24 protein-coding genes and 1 pseudogene are annotated in these 21,228 nt (G+C 31.9%); 11 read left to right on the top strand and 14 right to left on the bottom strand.

Annotated features, from left to right (window positions below; all coding sequences use genetic code 11):
• Positions 1–218: 218 nt before the first annotated feature.
• The 8 genes from tssD to ACPWTF_RS06260 all read left to right on the top strand — a co-directional run bounded on the left by tssD (position 219) and on the right by ACPWTF_RS06260 (position 7,389).
• Entirely contained in the window at positions 219–611 is a 393-nt protein-coding gene (gene tssD, locus ACPWTF_RS06295; protein WP_095929050.1) for a type VI secretion system tube protein TssD, read from the top strand.
• Positions 612–632: 21 nt separating this feature from the next.
• On the top strand, positions 633–1,034 hold the full coding sequence (locus ACPWTF_RS06290) for a hypothetical protein (protein WP_427874848.1): 402 nt from the start codon (positions 633–635) through the stop codon (positions 1,032–1,034).
• The gene (locus tag ACPWTF_RS06285) at positions 1,025–2,491 is read left to right on the top strand and encodes a phage baseplate assembly protein V (RefSeq protein ID WP_427874847.1); all 1,467 of its coding nucleotides are present in this window, start codon (positions 1,025–1,027) and stop codon (positions 2,489–2,491) included. Before ACPWTF_RS06290 ends, ACPWTF_RS06285 begins: the two co-directional genes overlap by 10 nt.
• A gap of 9 nt (positions 2,492–2,500) precedes the next feature.
• On the top strand, positions 2,501–2,671 hold the full coding sequence (locus ACPWTF_RS06280) for a hypothetical protein (RefSeq protein ID WP_172426870.1): 171 nt from the start codon (positions 2,501–2,503) through the stop codon (positions 2,669–2,671).
• 5 nt (positions 2,672–2,676) lie between these two features.
• Entirely contained in the window at positions 2,677–4,080 is a 1,404-nt protein-coding gene (locus ACPWTF_RS06275; protein WP_427874846.1) for a T6SS phospholipase effector Tle1-like catalytic domain-containing protein, read from the top strand.
• Positions 4,081–4,156: 76 nt separating this feature from the next.
• Positions 4,157–5,176: a DUF2931 family protein gene (locus ACPWTF_RS06270; protein WP_427874845.1), complete on the top strand. Its 1,020-nt coding sequence runs from the start codon at positions 4,157–4,159 to the stop codon at positions 5,174–5,176.
• A 29-nt stretch (positions 5,177–5,205) separates the two neighbouring features.
• Positions 5,206–6,291, top strand: coding sequence for a DUF2931 family protein (locus ACPWTF_RS06265; protein WP_427874844.1), 1,086 nt, complete (start codon positions 5,206–5,208; stop codon positions 6,289–6,291).
• 99 nt (positions 6,292–6,390) lie between these two features.
• Complete coding sequence (locus ACPWTF_RS06260; protein ID WP_427874843.1) at positions 6,391–7,389, top strand: DUF2931 family protein; 999 nt, start codon at positions 6,391–6,393, stop codon at positions 7,387–7,389.
• A gap of 72 nt (positions 7,390–7,461) precedes the next feature.
• On the opposite strand, the gene ACPWTF_RS06255 is transcribed toward ACPWTF_RS06260, so the two are convergent.
• Both ACPWTF_RS06255 and ACPWTF_RS06250 read right to left on the bottom strand, forming a co-directional pair.
• Positions 7,462–7,731 (bottom strand): hypothetical protein, encoded by a 270-nt coding sequence (locus ACPWTF_RS06255; protein ID WP_427874842.1) that lies wholly within the window; start codon positions 7,729–7,731, stop codon positions 7,462–7,464.
• Positions 7,732–8,134: 403 nt separating this feature from the next.
• Complete coding sequence (locus ACPWTF_RS06250; RefSeq protein ID WP_427874841.1) at positions 8,135–8,884, bottom strand: DeoR/GlpR family DNA-binding transcription regulator; 750 nt, start codon at positions 8,882–8,884, stop codon at positions 8,135–8,137.
• A 99-nt stretch (positions 8,885–8,983) separates the two neighbouring features.
• Between ACPWTF_RS06250 and ACPWTF_RS06245 the strand changes: the two genes are divergently transcribed.
• Positions 8,984–9,517 carry a 5' nucleotidase, NT5C type gene (locus tag ACPWTF_RS06245; protein ID WP_427874840.1) on the top strand — a complete coding sequence of 178 codons (534 nt, stop codon included), beginning with the start codon at positions 8,984–8,986 and terminating at the stop codon, positions 9,515–9,517.
• Between the two features lie 72 nt (positions 9,518–9,589).
• On the opposite strand, the gene ACPWTF_RS06240 is transcribed toward ACPWTF_RS06245, so the two are convergent.
• Entirely contained in the window at positions 9,590–11,059 is a 1,470-nt protein-coding gene (locus ACPWTF_RS06240; RefSeq protein ID WP_427874839.1) for an ATP-binding protein, read from the bottom strand.
• Between the two features lie 306 nt (positions 11,060–11,365).
• On the bottom strand, positions 11,366–11,548 hold the full coding sequence (locus ACPWTF_RS06235) for a hypothetical protein (RefSeq protein ID WP_427874838.1): 183 nt from the start codon (positions 11,546–11,548) through the stop codon (positions 11,366–11,368).
• 568 nt (positions 11,549–12,116) lie between these two features.
• Between ACPWTF_RS06235 and ACPWTF_RS06230 the strand changes: the two genes are divergently transcribed.
• On the top strand, positions 12,117–12,746 hold the full coding sequence (locus tag ACPWTF_RS06230; RefSeq protein ID WP_427874837.1) for a hypothetical protein: 630 nt from the start codon (positions 12,117–12,119) through the stop codon (positions 12,744–12,746).
• 365 nt (positions 12,747–13,111) lie between these two features.
• Positions 13,112–13,474 (top strand): hypothetical protein, encoded by a 363-nt coding sequence (locus ACPWTF_RS06225; protein WP_320492248.1) that lies wholly within the window; start codon positions 13,112–13,114, stop codon positions 13,472–13,474.
• 124 nt (positions 13,475–13,598) lie between these two features.
• Here the strand turns inward: ACPWTF_RS06225 and ACPWTF_RS06220 are convergent.
• The 10 genes and pseudogenes from ACPWTF_RS06220 to ACPWTF_RS06175 all read right to left on the bottom strand — a co-directional run bounded on the left by ACPWTF_RS06220 (position 13,599) and on the right by ACPWTF_RS06175 (position 21,224).
• Positions 13,599–14,951: pseudogene (locus ACPWTF_RS06220) on the bottom strand (GH1 family beta-glucosidase).
• 429 nt (positions 14,952–15,380) lie between these two features.
• The gene (locus ACPWTF_RS06215; protein ID WP_427874836.1) at positions 15,381–15,794 is read right to left on the bottom strand and encodes a hypothetical protein; all 414 of its coding nucleotides are present in this window, start codon (positions 15,792–15,794) and stop codon (positions 15,381–15,383) included.
• An 82-nt stretch (positions 15,795–15,876) separates the two neighbouring features.
• Positions 15,877–16,944: a type I restriction endonuclease gene (locus tag ACPWTF_RS06210; RefSeq protein ID WP_427874835.1), complete on the bottom strand. Its 1,068-nt coding sequence runs from the start codon at positions 16,942–16,944 to the stop codon at positions 15,877–15,879.
• Positions 16,945–17,100: 156 nt separating this feature from the next.
• Complete coding sequence (locus tag ACPWTF_RS06205) at positions 17,101–18,000, bottom strand: hypothetical protein (RefSeq protein ID WP_427874833.1); 900 nt, start codon at positions 17,998–18,000, stop codon at positions 17,101–17,103.
• Between the two features lies 1 nt (position 18,001).
• Complete coding sequence (locus ACPWTF_RS06200) at positions 18,002–19,273, bottom strand: ABC transporter permease (RefSeq protein ID WP_427874832.1); 1,272 nt, start codon at positions 19,271–19,273, stop codon at positions 18,002–18,004.
• 3 nt (positions 19,274–19,276) lie between these two features.
• Entirely contained in the window at positions 19,277–19,672 is a 396-nt protein-coding gene (locus ACPWTF_RS06195; protein WP_427874831.1) for a hypothetical protein, read from the bottom strand.
• 14 nt (positions 19,673–19,686) lie between these two features.
• Complete coding sequence (locus tag ACPWTF_RS06190; RefSeq protein ID WP_427874830.1) at positions 19,687–19,944, bottom strand: excalibur calcium-binding domain-containing protein; 258 nt, start codon at positions 19,942–19,944, stop codon at positions 19,687–19,689.
• A 7-nt stretch (positions 19,945–19,951) separates the two neighbouring features.
• A complete protein-coding gene (locus ACPWTF_RS06185; protein WP_427874829.1) occupies positions 19,952–20,176 on the bottom strand; it encodes a DUF4236 domain-containing protein in 225 nt (74 codons plus the stop codon).
• Positions 20,177–20,253: 77 nt separating this feature from the next.
• Complete coding sequence (locus tag ACPWTF_RS06180; RefSeq protein ID WP_286970024.1) at positions 20,254–20,412, bottom strand: hypothetical protein; 159 nt, start codon at positions 20,410–20,412, stop codon at positions 20,254–20,256.
• 143 nt (positions 20,413–20,555) lie between these two features.
• Positions 20,556–21,224 (bottom strand): response regulator, encoded by a 669-nt coding sequence (locus ACPWTF_RS06175; RefSeq protein WP_427874828.1) that lies wholly within the window; start codon positions 21,222–21,224, stop codon positions 20,556–20,558.
• Positions 21,225–21,228 lie beyond the last annotated feature (4 nt).

Below are 21,228 nucleotides of genomic sequence, written 5' to 3'. Positions count from 1 at the left end.
AACCTCGGAAGCTATTATTTAGTTTTCGGGGTTTTTTTATGCTTTTTAAATTTTTACCCATTGTTAAATTTTAATATTTTTCTTACTTATATAAACGGTCTTATTATATTTACAATATAATTATGTAATATTTTATTTACTTAAATACCACTTCTCATTTATTGATTAAGGTTATAAAATCTACAAAAGCCTGTAAAATAATCAATAACCTTTTAGATATGAGTTTTTTAGCAAAATTAGAATTAGACAATGAAGTGTTTAATGTTTTAGAATTTGATGTTCATTTTACCCAGAATGTCGATAACAACGGAAAACCGGCCAACAAGACAAAGGGCGGACAGATAAAACTTGTAATAGAAACCACACAGACAGATCTGTTTTCAGACTGGATGGTATCTCAGACCAGTGTAAAAGACGGAAAAGTCATTTTTTATCGCAGAGACGCTATGAGCACCATGAAAAATGTAACCTTTAAAAAGGCCTTCTGCATATCGTTTCATAAAAGTTTTAGAAGTGAAGGATCAGTTCCTATGGTCACTGAGATTTTGATTTCATCTAACGAAGTAAAAATTGGGAATACAATTTTTGAAAACAATTGGAAAAACTCATAACTCTTTTAAAAAACAACTAGTATGGCATTGCAAACAATTACGAATATTAAAATTGGCGAAATAAGAATTGCTAATTTCAACAAATTAGAAGTTTTTCAGACGATTCATGACCACCACACTTTTTCCTTCGAAGTAAGACAAGATTTATTAGTAGAAGAATTTAAAAGTGTTATGCCTTTTTCCCAAAAGTTATACGGAGAAAAAATAAGCATAGAAATAAAACCTATAGAGGGTCTGGAAGATCTTATTATTGGAGCAGATTCTAAAGATTACATCATGCAGTTTTACGGCATAGTAACCGAAGTTAAACTGCAAAAATCCCGTATTAAAGACGTAGAAGAAACCATCGTAATAAAAGGAAAGAGTACTACAATACTTTTAGAAAACGGACCGAATGCAATTCGTTCACCAACATGTCTCTGAATGATATTGTAAAAAAAGTAAAATCAGACTGTGATATTGATATCGATGTAAGACCGTTTTATTTAGACAACCTGCCTTACACTGTGCAGTATAATGAAAGCAATTTTGCTTTTCTAAATCGTTTGGCCAAAAGAAATGGGCATTGGTTCTATTATAACGGAAGAACAGCCATTTTTGGAAGTCCAGGCGGTGTGGGTGCAACGCCAAAATTAATGTATGGAATAAACATGCAGGATTTTGATTATACCCTAAAACTTCTCCCTGCACTGTTTAAAGTAATAGAAAACGATAACAATGACGGCCAGTATAAAACCGATGAAACTTTAAAATATAGAAAAGAAGCCGACGGTTTCCATCAAAACTTTTTAAACAGGTCTAATGAAGTTTTTAATAAAGAAACCATTATACAATTAAACCAGACCCCTGTTGGCGGATCCGGAAGGCGATCTTCAGAAGAATATGCCAAAAACAAAATGCGATCTATTTTAAGCGGTCTAGTAGAAATAAAAGCTTCAAGCGAAGTTCCAGGAATTACTATAGGAAACGAAGTAAGAGTAACGGGTGTCGACATGCAGTTAGAAAGTTCTTACCGCGTTACTCAGATAACACATATTTGCGATGACGGAGGTGGTTACGAAAACCATTTTACAGCCGTAAATTTTAACGGTTCTGTGTTTTCTCCCGAAACAGATCCAGATTTAGTTCCATTCTGCAAAAGCCAGACGGCCATTGTAACCGCTAACGCAGATCCTGACGGACTCAGCGGTATACAGGTACAGATGCCATGGCAGGCAGCCAAAGGCGAAACCACACCTTATATTCCTTTAATGCAGAATTACGGAGGCGATGCCAGAGGCGCTCATATCATACCTGAAATTGGCGATACGGTTTTTGTAGACTTTCAGGGCAATAATGCGGAACTGCCTATTGTATTGGGAACTATGACGAGCAGAAAGGAAAAAAGCGGTTATAGTACGCCGAATAATGATATAAAGGCAATAATGCATAGCCGAAGCGGAAACAGAATTATAAATGATGATGCTACGGGCGACATTACAATAGAAAGCCAAAAAGGCGAAACTATAGCCGTAATTCATGGAGATGGAAACATCAGGTTTAAAGCTCCAAAAAATATTGAATTTGAGGCTGGTGAGGATATTGTTATGAAAGCTGGGAGAAATGTCAACGTAGATGCAAAAGAGAATATTGATATTGAGGCAGGAAATAATATAAATCAGGATGCAGGAAATAATATTGGGATAAGAGCACAGGGTGATATTAATGAATTTGGAGACAATAAAACTGAAAATATAACTGAAAACTATAAACGAAGTTCTCATGAATCAACTCAGTTTGCCGATGAGGTTAAAATTTTTAGTACTCAGGAAAACATGTTGTTAGAAAGTTCTCAAAAAACAGTAGAAATAAATAGTGCCGAAAAATCTAATCTCTTTTAAAAATAATTTATGGCTATTAATAAAACCGCCCGAAACCTAAATATAAAAATTAAAAACAGCTATACCTCTTTAGCCAAAACTATTCATGAAGAAAGTGGAAAAATTGAGATTGTTGCCACCAAAGAAAATTTGACACTGACATCAAATAAAAAAATTAACATTATAGGTAACAAATCATAAAAAATATGTCGAATATAATATTTGGAGAACCACGTTTTGTACCTCCTAAAGAAGATTATAAAGAAACAAACGATGTTTACATGGGAGTTTTTTTTGACGGAACTTCAAACAATAGAGAAAATATTGAAGGAAGACGAAAAGATTCCAGTTTAAAAAATGATTATATATCAAATAAGGATGGCTCCAATACCAGCTATGGCAATGATAATACCAATGTCGATCGATTAGAAAATGCATATCTGAATATTCCAGAATCACATTATTATTCTGTTTATGTTGAAGGTATCGGCACTAAAAACCCGAAAAAAAAGAAAGATGGGACATTAGATTATTATGGTGATTTTATTCGGGGACAGGGATATGGGGAAGGCGAAACTGGACTTTTTGAAAAAGTAGAAAAAGGGTGTTTTGATGTAACTAAAAAATTAAAAAAAGAAACGGAAACCAGTATCAGCACGTTGTATTTAGACGTTTTTGGTTTTAGTCGTGGAGCGGCGGCTGCTAGAATTTTTGTAAATGAATTGAATAAAAATAAAACTGCTGGTAAAAAAAATAGTTACAAATGGGGTTATTTAGGCAAAGCCTTTAAAGAGCTGGATTATAAAACAGAACCACAACGAATTAAAGTGAGGTTTTTAGGTCTTTTTGATACCGTGTCATCTTACGGAAGTAATGTTTTTGATGATGTAGAGAAAGACAGAGTACCGCTAACAATACCTAAGGTTGGTTTTACAGTACATTTAACCGCAGAAGATGAGCACCGTAAAAATTTCCCCTTAACCACTATTGCCAGTGCAGGAGAAAATAGCATTGAATTGACTTTACCCGGATCGCACTCAGATATTGGTGGCGGATATAAAAGCGGTCCGGAAACCGTTATACTCACAGAAACGGGATCAAAAATTGCCGAAGAAAAAAAATATGTACTGGAACAAGGATGGTTTTTCCCTCATGAACTTAAAGAATTACCAAGTATTTCACCGTATTATTTAGAGGGAAACAGAAAAAACTTAAGTAACGGCTACACTTTTGTGATTTTGCATTTAATGGCTGAATTTGGGAACCTAAAATGTAAAGTTCCATGGAATTATGAAGAAGAATTAAATTTACGATACAAGATTCCTAAAAAATTAGATGAAGTAAAAAAAAGAATTGATGAATATGCCTTTAAAAATAAACCCAAATTACAATACTACACAAAAAGTGAGATTGAGGCAAAACGAAAAAAACAATGGGAAAACAATAAGGAAATAGAGGCTTTTAATGTTTTAATAGGAGAACATAATATGCTTGTTGACTTGCGAAATAAATATTTACACTGTTCTGCTAATATGGACGGAGCTGGGATGGAACCCACGCAAGATAATCAAAGTAATATAATCTGGAAACGAACAATAATAAAGGGATAACGATGAAAAAAAAATGTACTTTTTGCTTATAGCTTTAATTGTATTGAATATCACCTTTACCTCATGTCAAAATACTATGAAAGAAAAACAATATTCCTGGGATGCTTCAGTCTGTACTCCAAAAAATTATCCGGCTGAAATTTTTTCAGGCCATTTAATTTTAGGAGATAATCCCAAGAGCGGTTATGTGTATATGCCTTTTAATAGAATTATTAATAGCCGATATCTCGGTGATAATGACGGTTCTTCATCAGGCCAAGCAGAAGGGATATTCCCTAAAACTTTAGATATTACCTGGCTGTCTTATACAGAAAACAAAAGTTATTCGGGCATTTTTAAATTAGATTCACATAAGATAGAAGCCTTAATGATAAATGGCAGTGAAAGACCCTACTGGGATAAAGAAACAAAGAAAATAGGGATTGTAAAAGATTTTGATTTTTCAATTAATGCAGGACTATTTCCAGGAGGAATGGTTGTATTATACGTTTGGAGCCCTTCAAATATGAACATTGTAGGCAAATATCAGGCTCATGAAGATAAAACAGTCGATTGGGGAATTGCACATGAAATTATGAAAACCCAAGAGGGATATGATGAAGTTATTAGGGTTATTACTAAAAATTTACCACAAGAAATAATAGACCAGATTAAGAACAACACGATTCCATTTGGATATTGGGAAACACTCTTTAGAGAATATAATTTAACCCCTCAAGTTAAGGCAGAAGATAAAGTAGAAACAATTCTTATAAATTATATAAATGGAGAATTTGAATCTATTTTCTTGAGTTTGAACGGAAATGTGATGCCTATTAAAAAACGTGCTATTCCAAGAAAAGTAAATATCGTTTGGCATGATATAAACGACAGACGTATGGAAAGTGATGTCTACTTTGATGAAAAAAAATCTAAAGCCATTTTTGAGAACTTAAATGATGGTGAGGTTATAACTTTTGTAATAGATATTGACAGAAATACTAAACCTAGAGAAACGAAAGGGATTTCGATAAAACTAAAAACGTCATCTAGGGAGATTAATATGCAGGAAGCAATTGTTTCTCAGGAATCGTTTACAAAGCCAAATCCTTATTAACATAGTATGATGTAATTTGTAAAAATGTTATGAGAAGAATTTTTCTATTTATGACTTTAGCTGCTTTCTTGAGTTTGATCTCATGTCAAAGTACTATGAAAGAAGAACAATATTCCTGGGGTGCGGCAGTATGCACACCCAAAAATTACCCTGCTGAAATTTTTTCAGGCCATTTAATTGTAGGAGATAATCCTAAAAGTGGGTATGTGTATATGCCATTTGATCGTGTAATCAATAGTGAGGATTTAGGAGACAATGACGGATCTTCATCAGGAGAAGCTACAGGAATTTCACCAAAAACACTAGATATTACATGGTTGTCTTATACTGAAAGCAAAAGCTATTCTGGAATTTTTAAACTCGATTCAGATAAAATAGAATCTCTAATGATCAATGGCAGTAAAAGACCATACTGGAACAGAGAAACTAAAAAAAGTGAAATTTTTATCGACAGGCGTTTTGTAATTAATGCAGGCTTGTTTCCTGGAGGAATGGTTGTTCTATATGTATTTAGTCAATCTAATATGACCATTGTAGGGAAATATCAAGCACATGAAGATAATAATGTTAATTGGGAAATGGCGCATCCATCTATGAAAGGAAAAGTAGGTATTAAGGATTATGTTAATTACATGAATGAAGATCTGCCACAAGAAATATTAGACCAGATTAAAAATGGCACAATTCCATTCGGATATTGGGAAACACTCTTTAGAGAATATAATTTAACTCCTCAAGTTAAGGCAGAAGATAAAGTGGAAACAATTCTTATAAATTATATAAATGGAGAATTTGAATCTATTTTCATGAGTTTAAACGGAAATGTGATGCCTATTAAAAAACGTGCTATTCCAAGAAAAGTAAATGTCGTTTGGCATGATATAAACGACAGACGTATGGAAAGTGATGTCTACTTTGATGAAAAAAAATCTAAAGCCATTTTTGAGAACTTAAAAGAAGGTGAGGCTATAACTTTTGTAATAGATATTGACAGAAATACTAAACCTAGGGAAACGAAAGGGGTTTCGATAAAACTAAAAACGTCATCTAGGGAGATTAGTATGCAGGAAGCAATTGTTTCTCAGGAATCGTTTACAAAGCCAAATCCTTATTAATTAAAAGATAAAAACATATAAAAAAGTAATGATAAAAAAAATAGTTACATTATTGTTATTGGCAATTACGGTAAGTTCATGTGTAGAAAAAAAACAAGAATGGTCTGTTCGTATTTCTGTTCCAAAAGAATACCCTGTTGCAATACAGCGAGGTTTTGTAGGCAAATCTTTTTTTGGCCATCTTGTATAAATTCAAGTTGGGGAATTGGTGTAGAAGTTGCTAAAAAAGAATTTTATACACTTCCTGAAACTTTTGAAATAACTTGGCTTTCTTTAGTTGAACAAAAATTTTATAAAGGTAAATGGCAATTACCAGAAAATATAATTGAAAGATATCTCAATCAAGAAGAGAAGAATAAGAATGATAAATTCAATTGTAAAACAATTCAACTTGGTCTTGCTCCAAAAGGAATGGTTATAGTATGGTTGATAGGAGATGATGATGCACAAATCGAAATTGGCAGATTCCAAGCTTCTGAGACAATATTAAATAAAGATGATGTGTATGACAGTGCAAAATTCATGTTTGAAAAAGGGTTCTCAAAGAAAAAATTATCTGATCCAAAATTTCTCTCAAATGAAACAAGGGAAAACATAAATAAACATGGGTATCCAGCTCCCAATGTTTATAATTTATATAGACAAAAATATATTTGGAATCAAGATATCACTGTTCCTGAAGGGGGACAAATAATAAGTGTAAAAGCAAGAATGTGTAATGGTGAATGTCAGTTTCTCGTTGGCAAATCAATTTTTAATCCAAGTGAAAAAAAAGCTATTCCTTATCTTTTTATTGTAAAATGGAAAGACAACAAAAATCAGGATTTTATAACAAAAATAGCTTTTTCAGAAGATAATGAATATTGGCAAAAAGATAATGCTTTCACAAAAGAAGGATTACCCTTAAACTTTGATAAAGGTTTTATGATAAATCAGTTTAAAAATAAAAGTGAAATATCTACCACAATAGGATTAAAAATTGACAATGATTCAACTGCTTATGTATTTCTAGAGCAAAATGGTAAACAATTGAATATTCCTAAATTTAGCCAAGAGACAAGAAAAATAGTAAAAAAAGCTCCTTGCATTTGTAAATAATAACATATACTGCAAAAAACTAAAACCCTGCAAATCTCAATTCGCAGGGTTTTCATTTTTTATTGGAATAATTTATCTATTACTACTACAAGCCTTATAAATCTGCTTTTCTGAAAATGGCGATAAGGCTTCGGCGAGATTTCGGCTCGTTCTTAAACAGCTCAGTATTTTTTGCCTTAAATTAATATCGTCGCCAAATTCTGTATGCATGAGGAGCTCGAAGATTTCCTGCAAATACATGGGCTGTTCTTTGTAATCTCCCTCAAACAATTCGTCTGAAAGGAAATTAATTACGGATGGCATTACATCACGATGTGTTGGTTTTTGATTTTCTTTTGACATTTTCGAAAATATTTAAACGCACGAAGCCCTCATCTTCGGTTGTGTCAAAACACTACAAGGAGTGGAATTAGGGCTATCACTAGCTCCAGCAACGTGAATGAGGGCTCGTTATGTTAACTTAAAATTTAAGTTTCGGATTTCTCCTTGTATAGTATTTTGACTTTACAAAGATATGTTTTTATTTTAAAAAGAAAGAAAAAACTTACTTTTTGTTTTTTTGGATTTTACTTCTGAATCTAGGCTTAAAACAAAGATAGAAAATATTATTTGTGGTTGAGTTGCGTCCTAATTTTGATTAGAATTCATGTCTATAAAGACTTGGGCGGCGGATGGAAATAATATTGCCAATTAATTTGTAGAGAAAAAGCCTTTTAAGATCACTCTTAAAAGGCTTTTATATTATTTATAAAATAGTCAAACTAGTATTTTTATACGGCTTTAAAATTTCCTCATCTGGAGTAACATTGGTTACCAAGACATCGATATCTTTTATTGGGCAGACAAAATAAGGTTCTGCGGTTTCTACTTTTTCGATAGAGCTTAAAGCAATAACAAAGTTGGAGTTCTTAATCATATTTTTTTTCAGCATAGAATCGTCGTATAAAATTCCTGTAATTCCTCTTTCATGATGAATACTGCAGATTCCTAAAATGAAGATATCTGCTCTAAAATTCCTAAAGAAATCAATTGTTTCAATACTCGAAGTGGCAAAAGAAGTTTTACACATTTTACCGCCTGCAAAAATTAAATCAATATTGGGTAAATCTTCAACCAACGAAGCTATGGGAAAACTATTGGTAATAACCGTCAATTTTAAATCATAAGGAAAGCTTGCTACCAATGCTAGAGAAGTGGTTCCGCCGTCAATAAAAACAACTTGTCCGTCTTTTAAATACGAAATAGCTTTTTGAGCGATAATTTTTTTGTTTTCGATATCGTGTTTTTCTCTTTTTCTATAATGAAGCGGAATCGGAGAAGGAGCGACCGCCCCACCGCGAACTGCTTTTAAAAGTCCTTGATCTGAAAGCTCTTTCAAATCACGTCTGATCGTATCTTCAGAAACACTCAAATACTCGCTTAATTCTGCCGAAGTTACACGATGTTCTTTAGATAAATATTCTAAAATGGTCTGTTGGCGCTCTTCCTTTCTCATTTGTTTTGCGGTTTTATGTTGCAAAAATAAATAAAAAATTACAACTTTTTGCTGTTTATTGCAATTTTTGCATAATTTAGCAGCAAAATAAAATTACAAATGAAAAAGAAATCAATCGCAATCGACATGGATGGCGTGCTTGCTGATGTAGAGGCACATCTAATCACTTACTTCGAAAGAGATTTCGGAATAACAATTTTAAGAGAAGATATTCAAGGTTTGACAGAAGAAGAAGCTTTTCACGGTCGTGAGAAGGTAATGAGCGTTTTAAACTCTAAAGATTTTTTTAGGACATTGCCCGTAATAGAAGATGCTGTAGAAAGTTTAAAACTATTACAGGAGGAATTTGAGGTTTATATTGTTTCTGCGGCGACCGAATTTCCGCTTTCGTTGAACGAAAAAATAGAATGGCTTGCAGAACATTTTCCTTTTATCAATTGGCAGAACATTGTTTTATGCGGAAGCAAAAGCATTATCAATACCGATTATTTAATCGATGATCATCCAAAGAATTTAGATTTTTGCATGGGTAAGCCCATTATGTTTACAGCATTTCATAACGCCAAAAAAGAGAATTATTTGAGAGTAAATAATTGGAAAGAAGCTGTTGCTGTTTTGAAAGAAGCAGTTTAACGCAAGGTAATTTTAAAAATTACTTGTTTTTTGAAGAAAAAGCCTTTCAGGAATCTTCTGAAAGGCTTTTGTTTACTTAGGTATTGCTATTTTAGCTTTAAATCCGTTTTGGGGTTCTGTTTCAAATTCGATGGTCCCTTTAACGGTCTGAATTCGATGCTCCATATTTTGAAGCCCATTTTTAGAAATCTTCGTTTTCTCACAGCCAATTCCGTTATCGGTGTAGTTTATAAGAATTGATTTCTGATCGCTGTCAAATTTTATCACGACCAGGCTTGCTTTGCTATGCTTTTTCATGTTCACCATTAATTCCTGCAGCACTCTTCCAATCGTGATTTTCTTTATCTCATCTACATCTTCCCAATTTACACTTTCTAAATTAGTGGCAATAATGTTTCTCTCCACCGTATTGTAGGTAGAAAGCATTTCTTTTATGCTTTTGGTAAAGTCTTTGCCCGTTTCAATCTTATTGTTTTCTTTTGAAATTCCTCTCACACGACCATAAATATCATCTAATTTTTGTAGAAGATTCTCTTTGGTGTTTTCTACAGCCAATGGCTGAGATTCGGCAAAAGCAATTACTTGGAACACATCATTGGCCAATTCGTCATGGATTTTTTTAGAAATTCTGGTTTCAGTATCGTACGAACTTTTAAACTCGATAGCCTTGTTTTTGTTTTTATAATAGCGGATCAAAATTGCAATTAGAATGACTAAAAAGAAAAATACAATTACGAATACAATTCGAAGATATTTGGCCTTTTGAAGTGATAATTGATTTTCTGCTTTCTCTAAACGAAGTTTTTCATTTTCGTCTTTTTCTTTCTTCGCATCGTATTTAATTTTAGCAGATTTATTTTTAAAATTATTTCGAACCTTAATAATACTGTCGTTTAAGGTAAAATATTGTTGTACGTATTTACTAGTATTTGGGCTGTGGTCATTTGAAACAAGTATTTGAAGCGCTTCTAATCTTTCATCCACACTATTCAATTTTGTAGAAATTTTGTAAGCTAAGAGAGCATTTTCATCTGATTTTTGAAGATTTTTTTTAGAGTAATAGTCTGCAAGGTGGAGATAACTTTCAATGCTGCCATAAGTATCTTTGATTTCATTTCTTAATTTTAGACCTTCAATCATTAAGTAAAGTCCCTTTTCGTGCAATCCAATTTTAAAATAGGCATATCCTAAATTGTCTTGTGTTCTGGCTTTAGAACGTGCTTTAGATTTCTTTTCTAAAAATTTCTGATTTAAAATGAATTCTAGAATGATAATTGCCTTATCATATTTTTTTTGATGGATATAAACCGCTGCAATATTGCTTAATGGGATGTGTTTATCTTCAAGATCTTTGGAATCTTTGACAGATTCTTTATAGTAAAAAATAGCATCGTCGTAAAGAGAAAGTTCTTTATCTGCAATGCCTAATGTATTATTTATACAGCTAATATAATCCTTACTTTTTTTAGCATAAGGTAATGCCTCTGTAACGGTTTCTTTACTACCATAATAGTCTCCGTTGATTTGTTGAATAGCAGCCATTTGAATTAATATATATGAAATATTGGCACTATCTTTTAAATTTTCAAAGAGAACTTTTGATTTATTAAACTCATAAAAAGCAGTATTGAAATTTTGTTTTATATAATTTTCATCTGCCTTTTCTCGTAAATCAAGGGCTTTTTGTCGTAAAGTTTCCGTATTAGAATAAACAGTCTTTTTTTCCTCGCAGGAAAAGAGAAAAAGAAATATAATAAAATAAAAAAACGGGGACCGTAACATACAAATTTACTTTCCCCGAAAATAACAATAATAAATTAGATACTAAAAAATATATAATTAGCAATTTTATGGTTTTCCTGGTCTATTTCGACCGTCACCAGGCCCATCTGGATCTTCTCCATCACCACCAATAGATAGATTAGCACTCTTTTCAACTTTCTTTTTTGGTTGAGTCTCATACTCATCAGGAGTACAAGAAAATATCGTGAACAATAGCGTGAAAGCTATAAATAGTATTAGTTTTTTCATTTTAATTTAATTTAGAAATTAGACATAGGTATGGCTGTCCGGATTTAACCAGATCTTGGAATTGCGATACCAAAATTGTTTTTTGGGGAAGTAGATCGTGTAGACCTGTAAGACGTAATTTATACTTCCCGAATAAACTCGGTCTTACGGTTTTCCACAATGTTAATTAGAACTAGTTTTATATTTTTGTTTTAGTCTGCAGACAAAACTTGAACTAATTTCTGATGCAAAGTAAAGGCGCTTCTAGATCACTGTTGATAAGGGATTCCCGGAATTCCTGCGTTTTCCTGAGATTCCCGAGAATTCCCAATAAAAGGATAGAAAAGGCCTATTTTTTTAAATTAATTGTTATTTAATTCTAAACAAATCTCTATTATTATAGATGCAATAAGTCCGTCAAAAGTTGGTTGCGAACAGTAAAAAAAAATATATAAATAATATAGAATTGGAACAAAAATTGAAAGTGTTGGATAGGGTTTAATAGTAGAAGTCGAAAATAAAGGCATAGAAGAAAGTTTTGGTGAAAAATGAAATTAAAGAGTCTAAACAAGTTCCTAAAAAAGGCAAGATGAATAATACATTAGAAGCATATAAAAAGGCGATTAAAATTAAATACGAAATCGAAAAGGAGGGAGAATACTTTGATTTTCTGTACAGCCCGTCGCGCGGAAAACTCCGCGATTTGTGTTGGCTTATTTTTGAAGATAATCCGACCCAAGACGATTTAAATGTTTTTAAAAATTTATTGTGCTTAGATTTTGACCATACTCAAAAGAATAAGTTTAAAGATCAGAAAGACAAGTTTAGGCCTATTGAAACTTTCTTTAAAGGAGAAACAAATCCATCAAATATTGATGCGATAAATCTTGCCGCAGTGATAGTCGATTTTCAGCCGCGCCCTTTTAAAAAGTTCAATGAAAAATGTAGAATTGAAGAAGCGAAACAAATGAAAAGTGTCGTTAAAGAGGTAACAGTTGAAATTGAAAATAGTGGCATAGAGAAAAGAGTTTTGGTGGAAAATGAACATGAAGAGTCGAAAGAAGTTCCTAAAAAGAGAAATTCTTTATTTGATTTAGCAGATGAATTTTCTAAAAAAATAGTTCAGAAAATACAACCAGAAAAAATAATTATGGTTGCGGTTGGTGCAGTCGTAATTGTATCGTCTGCGTGTGTAAACTTGGTGAAGAAAAAAGAGTAGAAATAAATTCTAACCGATTTTTAATTGCATTTTGGAAAATAAAATGCGTGAAGCGATAAAAAAAATAATTTTTTGAGGTGTGATTTGGGTAGTTAAAAAGTACGTTTTTCGGCATATATTTACTGTTATTTACACTATAAAGATAAGAAAAAAATCCCGTTAAACCTAATAAAAATCAATGAAATAGCGTTTTTTTTGTCTGAAAAACGTGTTTTTTTTTCGATAATTTGAAACCCACTTATTGGTCATTGAGAAGACAGAAAAAGTCGCTTTTTCGAGCAGCCGAATTGCAATAAAATTATCTATATTTATAAAATTAAAATAGATTTCGAATCTACCAGTATCAGTTACAAAAACATCATTTTATGAAAAAGCTTCTATTACTCCTAATCGTTTTATGCACCGTCAGCTGTAAAAAATATGTTGTCTCATTTGAACAGCCAACCAATATGAAATTGGACAACATAAAACTAGAAGTGTATATAGATAAAGAAAAAGTTCAAGACATTAATTTAAAAGCTACAGAAGCATTACCAACTTACGAAACGGTTGGACTATCAGTTTCTGGTGAAGGAAAACATTTGCTTCAAGTTAAAGTAAAAGATACAACCTTTAGTTTTGATGTAAAATATCCCGAGGAGAAATTTATTAGGATTATAACGAATTTAAAACCTAATGGGAAAATCCATGTTGGAATCTTAAAACAGAATTATAAGTATAAGTCTTAATACTATTTAGGTCTAGTTTAAAAGCAAAGAGCATATAGATAAACGCAAAGTTCGCAAAGCTCTATCTTTAAATAGCTTTGCGAACTTTGCGTTTATTCTTTGCGTGCTTTGCGGTTAAAAAAAATCAAGATAAAAAATCCTTAAACCACAATCCAGAGTTTTTTATCGTTCTTTTTTGCGTTTCAAAATCAACATGAATTAATCCGAATCGAGCATTATATCCTTCGGCCTATTCAAAATTATCGGTTAGAGTCCAGACAAAATAACCATCGACATTTAAACCGTCTTGTTTTGCTTTTAAAATCTGTTCTAAATTGTCCTGAATAAAATGAGTTCGTTTTATATCGTGCACTTTTCCGTTTTGAACGGTGTCAGGAAAAGCAGCGCCGTTTTCAGTTACAATGATTTTTCTGATTCCGTCATATTCATTAAACTTTTTGAGAATATGATACATTGCCGGCGGATAAACTTCCCAGCCCATATCGGTAGCAATTACATTTCGCTTTTCGGCACTTACTAATTCGGCACCGATATACGGAATCAACATGGACGATTTTACCACTTCACGAGTATAACATTGCAAACCAATGAAATCGAAATCGAAATCGAGATTCTTTAAATCGTCTTCTAAAATGTAATTATTGAGTTTTTTAAGAACCGGAAGATCTTTCTGCGGATAACCTAATCCTAAAATGGGTTCTATAAAAGTTCGGTTTAATAAAGTATCGACACGTTTTGCGGCTTCGACATCTTTTGAGCTTTCTGTAGCAGGTTCAATATGCGTGCACGAAAAAGTGGTTCCGATATTCGCATTCGAAATTCGTTCTCGAATTATTTTGGCTCCAGCAGCAGTTGCAAGCGTAACATGATGCATGGCTTTTAGGTAATTCGAAATTCCTTTTTTACCTGGCGCGTGAATGCCTAAAAAATAACCTGCGCCTGTAAAGACAGAAGGTTCATTGATTACCATCCAATTTTTAACACGATCGCCAAAATACTGTACGCAGACTTCAACATAATCTTTAAACCAAGAAACAGACTCTCGGTTTGTCCAACCTCCTTTTACTTCTAGATCGTGTGGTAAATCCCAATGATAAAGTGTTATCCAAGGTTCGATTCCAGAAGCTAGAAGCGAATCTATTATTTTGTTGTAATAATCGATTCCTGCTTGATTAATAGGATGAACGCCTGTAGGCATAATTCTCGGCCAGCTGATAGAAAATCTAAAATTAGGAATATTCAATTCCTTAATGAGACCAATATCGTCCTGATAATTGTTGTAGAAATCGCAAGCAGTTATGGCATGATGACCGTTTTTAATTTTCCCTTTTTGAGAAGTAAAAACATCCCAGATAGAAGAACCTTTTCCGTCAGAATCATGCGCACCTTCAATTTGGAAAGCGGCAGTTGATACACCCCACAAGAAATCTTTACCAAATTGGTTTTTGTTCAGAAATGAGCTTTCAATTTTATTCATTCAATCGTACTTTCCTTTATTTATAAACTATTTATTAATGTAGGAAAGAAGATTGCATAGCTCTTAAGAAAAGCCATTCTTTGAAAGAAACTAGAAAATTTAGATTGAATAATTTCATGACGATTAGTTTTATATCAAATTAAAAAAACAAATGTGAAATTATTGTAAAGGCATTATTATCAAATGATTAAATATTAAAATGGGAAGATCTTTAATCTTCCCATCCGCAAAGTGTTAAGCCTAAACCTTTAGCTTGTTTTAAAGTAGTTTTTACCGTACCATGACTACAAGAGCTTAAGCCACGACAATTTTCATTATAATGATATTTTTTAGCCCCAGTAGGCCGCAGATAAAAACGTTGTCTTCTACAGGGCGGAACGAAGTGCAAAAAATAAAAAATAAGAGTAAAGTATATTTCATTAGTTTGTTTTATTTGACAACTAGATTATATTCGTTTCCTTTTTTATCAATAGCTTTTAGTTTTCCGTGAGAAACCCATTCTGTATTAATTTCTAATTCTGGAATGCTATCTGTTATTAAAATTCCCGCGCCGTATTTTCCTTCTGTATTAATGTTTCCAAAAACCGAATCGCCTAGTATGTTTATTCCCTTTACATGATAGTTGTACTTGTAATGTCCGGGATGTCCAGTTCTGTATTCGTATTTATATACAGGATTTACATGATATGTTTTGGCTTCTTCTGCTGTAATAGTTTTGCGGTCGTCAGCGCTAATAGCGCTTTTGTAAAATGAATTTACTTGCGGTAATGGAGGCGGAGCACTAGCTTTTTGGCAGGAATAAAAAGCAAATATTAAAAGTAAGATGAGGTAGTTTTTTTGCATAGGCGATGTGGTTTTAGTTAGAGTTAAAAGCTTATTTGGTTGCGATAAATCTAATTAGAATTAAGTTTTTGATAATGAGTACTTATACGGGATTTAATTCTGTTTCGTAAAGAGCTACAGTTTCTAATAATTCTTTTTCGTATTGATAAATGTCATCAATTGAAGATATTGCGATTTTAGCTTCGCTTTTGTTATTATTGAAAAGACTTATATGTTTTTTTCCGCCATTTAAGTGAAGTCTGCATAAAGGTTTACGATTATTATCGTCTAATAATATTCCGAAATAAGACTGTGTATCGCGATATACTATTCTGCTAATTGGCAATTTTCGGCGTAAAATGGCAACTACAATACGGTAACCATCTAATTCTTCTTCGGTTGTTACGACTTTATTGTCATCTTCAACAGAACTAATTTCTTCATCTTGTTGCTTAATCGTTTCTTTACTTAAAGCGGCATTCAAACGATCATTAATCTTGTCGTTAATGAATTGACTAACTGATTTCTGAACTAAATCTTTAAATTCATCTACAACTTTTTCAGTTAATCTGCCTGTGTATATTTTACTTGCAAATAATTTTGTAAAATCATTCGAAGGATTCTCTAATTCAGCGTTGATCAGTTTCTTAATTTCTTTAATGTATTTTAGAGAACTGGCATTGCTCACAATATTATCAACGTCAAAATTTGCTTTGTGAAATTTCGCAATTTCGTTTATTGTATTTTCTTTTAGATTACAAATATCAAATTCCAGAAAAGGCTTTTCATCCATTTTATTTTGATCATCCAAATCGGTAAAGAATTGATAATTTATTCCGTTTGTTAAAAGAGCAAATCGGGTTTTTGTGACGTGAAAGTAACGGAATAACTGAGAGTTATGAATGGTAAGCTTTTCTTTCCAGCTTTTGCATTCCACAATTATTATCGGTTCTCCATTTTGGAAGATCGCATAATCTACTTTTTCACCTTTCTTTAATCCAAGATCTGCGGTAAATTCGGGAACTACTTCAAGCGGATTAAATGCATCGTATCCCAAAATATGTATAAAAGGCAATACAAAAGCATGCTTAGTAGATTCTTCTGTTTCAATTTTACTTTTCAGCTGATTTATTTTATCTGCCAACGATTTTAGTTGAATGTTCATTTCCATAGGTTTAGAATTTAGATTAATAATCCAAAAGTAAAACCAATCAAAACCAGTATTTTACGGAAAACCGTAATAAAACAGAATTTTAAAAGAAGAAGTTTTTTAAACAGAAAAAAGAGGACAATGAAGTTCCTCTTTAAAACATATTGGTTTGATGTTTTATTCTTTTTCTAAAATAAAATCTTTAATGATTTTATCCATGTTAGAAGGCAAGTCGGCATTTTTGATTTCGAAATGTTTTATTTTCATTTCAGAAAGCCATTTAGTCCAATAAGCTTTTATAATTTTTTCTTCGAAAGGATTATTTTTGCTTGGATTTATTCCTAAAACTAAGACTTCAAGATCAGATAAGTCCGTATTAATTTTAATGAAACCGAAATTTTCTTTTTCAAATTTTTTCTCCCAATCGTTTGTATTTAAACCATTTTTTTTAATTAGTTGAGGTGTTAAATAACTGGATAAATTTCCGTCTTTTATTTGAGTTCCAGCATAAAACATGTATCCGTCTGTTAAAATAACCAAGATGTTTCTGAAATCCTTATCAATGCATTGATCTTGTACTTTACTGTCAAAAAAGTTCCAAATATCTGAACCAATGTATTTATCATCTTTAATTGCAGATTCATAAATAGTTGCCGTTTTTAAAGAATAAGTATCATTAATGGAATTGAGGAATTTTTTTGAAGCGTTATCTTTAGTTACATTAATTCTTAAATCTTTTGATATAGAATTAATTTCAGAATTTTCAGGTTCGGGATTAAAGAATAACTGCATTTTATCATTAATCTGTCTCATTCTTTTGGATTTTAAATGCTGTGTAAAAGCTTCAGAAACCGATTTTATGTATCCTAAATCTCTTTGATATATTTCCATTGTCGGATTTGGATTTTTTTTGAGACTTATTCGATCTGATAAATCAACAAGAATACTAATGTTGTAATTTTCTGAAACCGAATTTTTAATGGCAGTTTCTTTTTCTTCATTCTTGTTTTCTTCTTTGCATGAAAAAAATAATACCAATAATAATGACATTGAAATTTTGAGTAAAGTATTTTTCATCTTAATTAATTTTAGAATATATCAGGTGTTGAAAATCAGGATCAATTAAGTTTAATTTTCCAAGATGTTCTTCAGAGTAAAGCTCACAACTTTGGAGAAGCTCTTCTTTTTCTTTATATGGTAAAGCCAATTCGGTACCAATTGCTTGAAACCAGCCTTCTTTGTATTGATGATGATAATGAAGATATTCTTTTACAGGAAAAACAAAACCGTCAATTTTGGCTTGCAATTCAGAGATTTTACCATTAATAGTAACAGTTTGTTGTTTGAAGTCATTGATTTTGTTTATGTAATCATTTTTTAATTTTTCTAAGTTGAGTAAATTTTCTTTTTTACCTCTTATAAAAGCTCTGATCTTATCAATGTTTTCAAATTCTTTCATTACAAAATCAAATACAAGTCCCCAAATGATATACACTACAAAACCTGCAAAAATGATCATCCAGAATTCTGGTTCACCCAAGGCAATATTTAAATTATACGGAGATGATTCTGTTGTTTTATTAAACTCGTATATTTTTTTCTCGATGATATAAGCCAAAAGTGAATCAAATAAAAACGTAATAGCAAAAAGCGCAGCGAGCCTAAAAATATTTTTAATTCCCTTTCCTTTTTGAACCATGTGAATCACATAACCTAATCCCATAAAAACAAATGGAATTGTGGTAACCAAAACACCTTCTAGCCAGCTTGCCTTAAATGCATTTGTGAAAGCATCTGCATCGAAGATTGCGGCAGTTAAGCTATCATTTGAAAATTCTTTGAAAAAAGCAGAATAAGAAGCAGAAATATAGAAAACCAAAACATACAAAGTAATTGGAAGCAAAAGAATCAGACCGATGTAAAATTGCGCTTTTAGACCTTTTCCTTCTTCAATTCCGTATTTGTCTGGATTACGTTTAACTTCGATAATTTCATTTTTTATCTGATCAATATTTTCATTGATATCTTGTTCTTTTTTCTCAAAAATACCAATAGCTGTTTCAGATTTTTTAAGTTCTGTTCTGTTTTTTTCCTGTTCTTCGCGGTAAGGCTGCTTCAGTCTGTCTTGCTCCATTTTTTGTTTTCGGCATTGATCTTCAAAACTCATGTACAAATTTTGAAGACATGCTTTTAAAACAATTGGTTTTCCAGTTGCTTTTACCGAAGCAGCAAAACCGCTTTGATAATACGTAATTCTAATTTGTTCTCTGTCTTCTTCATTTTCTTCCAAAACTTTAAAAGAAGCATCTTCAGATTTTTTTAAACTAAATAATTGTGAAAGTGGTTTCATATCTTAAGCGTTTAGTTGACTAATAATTTCTTCTTTTCCAATGTTTTTCTGAACACAATCAATTAAATAATCAGATAAATCATTGATGTTTTCTTCGATGAAATCAAATTTCCTGCAATATTTTCTCAGCATATTTATTTCATCATCAGTAATTTTTCCATCGGCCCAGATAATTCTGGTAAGATCATACAGATATTCAATTTTTGTATTTAAAGATTCTGGAACAATAAATTCAGTATTCACAGGATTTAGAAAAAGTTTATCGAGTTCTTCTTTTGGAATTCCTCTTTCGTCTGCAAAATGATACAGCATTTGAAGTTCTAATACATCAAATTGATCATCTGATAATGCCATTTGGTATAATCTTAAAAAATGACTTTTTAGTTCTAGTGTTATCATAGTTTTGGGTTTGTTTATTTTAAAGATTCGCATGCAATTCCGTCTCCATCTGCATCGAGATTTTTGTAACAGCTTTTGTTACTATTATAGGCAGCCTGTGCTTGCGCTCTAGTTGCAAAATCGCCACAGGTTTTTGTTGGACAGTTTGAACTAGAACTAGAACTAGAGCCTGAAGTTATTTCTCCTGAATCTCCTGAATCTGAGCAAGAAATTATAATGCCCGTTAGTATTAATAAGGAAATAGAAATTGCTATGATTTTTTTATGTTTCATGATTAGATTATTTAAGATGATAAATTAGAAATGCAAGAAATCCTGAGAAGACAAAAAGTACTAAACATCCGCTGTTTTGATATCGTACTCCCGGAATGCCTGTTTTTGTAGAATATCCATTTCTGCTAAAAGTTCCCATTTTCGTTCTAAAACTTGGAGAAATGCCAGAATTACTTATGTTTAATCCTAGTCCGCCTCCTAGTTTGATTCTTTTTTGAAATCGAAAGCCCATGATTTTTTAGGTTTAGTTGATAGATGAAACTTCTTTTGACTTAACCCTCTCTTTATGTCAATCGAAGTTTAAAATGATTATTTTCTTTTTTTGTAGTGATTATTCGTACTTGAGTTTTTGTATTTTCCACCTTTATGAGAACTACCTTTTCCTCCTTTATAGTGACCGCTTTGAGCTTCAATACTGCCTCCTAATACCAAGAAGAATAAACTAAATAAAATTGCTAATTTTTTCATGTTTTTAATTTTAGATTGATTAATAATCCAAAAGTAAAACCAATCAAAACCAGTATTTTACGGAAATCCATAATTCATAAATTTTTAGAAGAAAGAATAAAAAAAGCTCCCGAAGGAGCTTTGAAAATGGAGTAATAAGAAATTTAAATAATTCCCATATCTTTTGTAATTGAAACCAAATGAACAGTATTGTTTGCCTTGAAAAAATCTTTCAGTTTTGATAACCTTTTTTCCATCGCACTTTTACTATTAGGTTTAATATCGCTGGTTTTAAAAATTTCGATAATGTCATCCTGAGATGTTCCCGCAGACAAATACTTTAAAATTTTAATATCGACATCGTCTATTTCGTAGTTGCCTTTTTCCTGTAATGCAGAAGCCACTTCGGGAGAAATAAATTTTTGGTCAGAAGTTGAAATGATTGAAAGAGCTTTTCTGAGATCTTCAATACTATTTCTGCCTTTTAGCACAAAGGCATTAATGTCTGAATCTTCAAAAAGTGATTTTATACGAACATTTTTATCTTCAACCGAATAAGCTATAATCTTAATATTGGGTTGCAATTCGCGAACTTTTTGAATTAATTCGTCGCCACTTCCAATTTTTACTTCACGATGGTCTTTTTTAAACGAAAGATCACTAATCAATAAATCAAAAGGTTCATTATCCTGAATGGCTTTTCTTATTTTTAGCAAGGCATCATCACAATATTTTGCATGTTGAAAATTGACAATGTTGAGGTCACTCAAAGTTTGTTTTACGGCTAAATTGAATTCTTCAAAATCTTCGGCAATAATTACTTTTTTAAACATGGGC

This window comes from Flavobacterium sp. MMS24-S5 (assembly GCF_050320125.1).
GTDB classification, from domain to species: Bacteria; Bacteroidota; Bacteroidia; order Flavobacteriales; family Flavobacteriaceae; genus Flavobacterium; species Flavobacterium tyrosinilyticum.
This window is presented reverse-complemented; position numbering and strand designations above follow the sequence as displayed.